At 60.9% G+C, this 2,102-nt stretch carries 2 protein-coding genes; both read right to left on the bottom strand.

The genetic code is table 11. From position 1 onward, the window contains the following. A partial coding sequence (locus VN887_16210) for a hypothetical protein (GenBank protein HXT41551.1) occupies window positions 1-1,027 on the bottom strand: 1,027 nt, incomplete at its 3' end. 117 nt (window positions 1,028-1,144) lie between these two features. Next, window positions 1,145-1,834 (bottom strand): ankyrin repeat domain-containing protein, encoded by a 690-nt coding sequence (locus VN887_16205; GenBank protein HXT41550.1) that lies wholly within the window; start codon window positions 1,832-1,834, stop codon window positions 1,145-1,147. Between the last annotated feature and the right edge of the window lie 268 nt (window positions 1,835-2,102).

The following is a 2,102-nucleotide window of genomic DNA, read 5'->3' as shown; positions in this document are numbered from 1 at the left end:
GTGTGAAGTTCGTGAGGGTGATCCAGTCATCGCCCGGCATCAGGGTGTCCCGGGATTGTATGCTGCACCCCGCTCCGCTCGGACCGGAAATGTCCAGACTCCCCGGTTCGGAAGCCTGCAGATGAACGACCGGATCGGATTGCTTGATCATCCCGCCCGATCCGACCGCGACGAAGGTGCCATTGCCGAAGGCCACATCCCAGGTGACGTACAGATAACCAGTGGGGCTGACGGTCCAGTCCATCCCGCTTGGTGAGTATTCCAGCGAGCCGCCGCCGCCGGTCACAAAATGGCCGTTTCCATACGCGATCTCCGAGGGACGCACCAGCGTCACTGCGCCCCCTGCCACCCAGTTGCTTCCATCGGCCGAAATGTACGCGCGGTTGCGAATATCAATCGAGACAAACCGACCGCTTCCGAACCCAACGGTATACAGGCCCGTGTCTGAACCCGAGGGACGCGCAAACCAGTTGGTGCCATCCGCTGAAAGGAGGTTGGTCCCGGCAGTGCTTTCAAGCAGGAACAGCCCGTTCCCGCTGGCGATGAACCACGGACTGAAAGAGACTCCAGCCGCGCGCGAAGCCCAGGCGTGGCCATCTTTCGAAGTCAGCAATGCGCCGGACTCGCCCGTCGTAACAAAAAGGCCGTTCTGAAAAGCGACAGACAGCAACCTGCTGCCAACGCCCGAGCCTTCCACCGTCCAATTGGTTCCGTTCGAGGACGTCAAAATCAGACCGTTCGCGCCCACCACAACAAACGTTCCGTTGCCGCAGGTCACGTCATTGAGCGAGGCGTTCGTGCCGGCGTTCTGCGGTGTCCAACTCTCGCCCGTTGGCGAGGTCAGGAGGGTTCCATTCCCTCCCACCGCGACGAACAGTCCGGCGCCATACGTGACGCCATTAAGCGTATCGGAGCCAGAATGCCGAACGTGCCAGGTGTCAAGCGGGTGTCCCATGGCACTGAGTCCGCCGAGGACAAATGCAAGAACGGACGAAGAGAACCTGCGAAGCGTTGTCCTGGTTTTCATGGCGTCATTGTCGAACGACCCGGGCTCGGCGATGTGGCCTGCGGCGTTGATCTCTACACTACAGAGTCGAATTGTTTTCGCAATCCTTCTGATTGCTCAAGTCGCTGAAGCGCATGTTCACGAGTCATTGCCTGAAAGCAGTTGTCGGATCGATTCATTCCGGGCCCAATCGAGGACGGTTTTTCCGTTCCTATCTTTAAGCGCCGCGCTCACGCCTCTCTCGAGAAAGGTCCGGATGATCTCACGTTGCGCGGCCTTTGCCCTTTCCGCACCGCTTCCACCGCGGCCCGTGTTCTGGACCGCCAGGTGGAAGGGCGTGGAGCCGGGTTTGTTTTGAAGCGTCGCATCGCTCCCCGCATCGAGAAGACACCGAACCGCAGCGGCGCACCGCGTGCGCACCGCGCGATGCAGAGGGGTGGCGCCGTTTTTGTCCCGGGCATGGAGATCAGCGCCCGCTTTGAGCAGAAGACGGATCATCGCCACCTGCCGTTTTGCGTCCCAGAAGGGGCTTTCCAAATAACCATCCGAGGCGTAGTGGAGCGGCCGGCTGCGGCGATGATTCTTTGCCGAGTCCGGGTCCGCGCCGGCCGCGAGTAACATTTTCGCGATCTCCACCCGATATCCGGCCGCGGCGACATGCAGGGCGGTGTCCCCCACATAAATCCAATGCGCGATGCCCGATTCGCATCGCGCTTCCGTTTGTGTTGCATGCACGGGCAGGCGCGGATCCTCTTCGAGCAACGCCTTCACCGTGGCGCGATCATCGTCCAGTATCGCCGCGAACAAGGATTGAGACGGGTCTGACATCGTTAGCTTGCCAGGTGAGGTGTCGCGTTTTGCGCCCGCCAACCCAAACTCCGCGACCCGGTCCACGGGACGCGTGGACGGCGACCAGAGCCCGGCGCGGTCGAACTCGCAATCATAAACTGTGGTCCTCGGCGTCGGAAAAGAAGACTGCATGGAAGTCGTGGGCGTACTCCGGATAAAACCGGGGAGTGGAACAAGCCAATCCCTCCTTCGCAAATCGTCCGGCGATCCAATCCACGGCGGCGGAATCCTCGACGCGAAAGCAGAA

The sequence above is a fragment of the Candidatus Angelobacter sp. genome, from assembly GCA_035607015.1.
Taxonomy (GTDB): Bacteria; Verrucomicrobiota; Verrucomicrobiia; order Limisphaerales; family AV2; genus AV2.
This window is presented reverse-complemented; position numbering and strand designations above follow the sequence as displayed.

What these genes read in the sequence shown, in the direction of transcription:
- VN887_16205 (HXT41550.1), bottom strand. Translation starts at nt 1,834, where the DNA reads ATGTCAGACCCGTCTCAATCCTTGTTCGCGGCGATACTGGACGATGAT.